Consider the following 450-nt stretch of genomic DNA (forward strand, 5'->3'; position numbering starts at 1 on the left):
CGATGGAGTCCAATAAACCAAGCTCGTCGAAGCTGCGTATGGCGGGTCGTGTCGGGTCGATCGACAGTTGATGAGCGAGTGCACAGTGTTGTCGAAGATCGTGAGAACGTGTCATGAGGTGCAGAACCGACGAAGGAAGTCCGATTTGCCATGAGCGCAGAGATGGCCGAGATGGTTGCCGCGTGGCGTGCCCTCCCACTCTCGGAGAAAGTCCGGCGCCGCCGAGAATCCGTCATCGACCAGGTCGTAGGAAGCATGGCAATGGAGGGTGAGCCTGTATCCGCCGAGTGGATCCGGCGCGCGCGAGGTCGTGAAAGTTAGGCGCTTCGCTCGATGCCCGCCCGAAACTCCTCCGCGTGTGGCCCCGTCACCTCGTAAGTAACACTCGCTGGTCCAGGATCTCCATCGGTTCGGGGTAGCCGTAGAAGCCGTGGGCAGTCAGGCGGTGTC

The organism is Nocardia tenerifensis NBRC 101015 (genome assembly GCF_000308715.1).
Lineage (GTDB): Bacteria > Actinomycetota > Actinomycetes > Mycobacteriales > Mycobacteriaceae > Nocardia > Nocardia tenerifensis.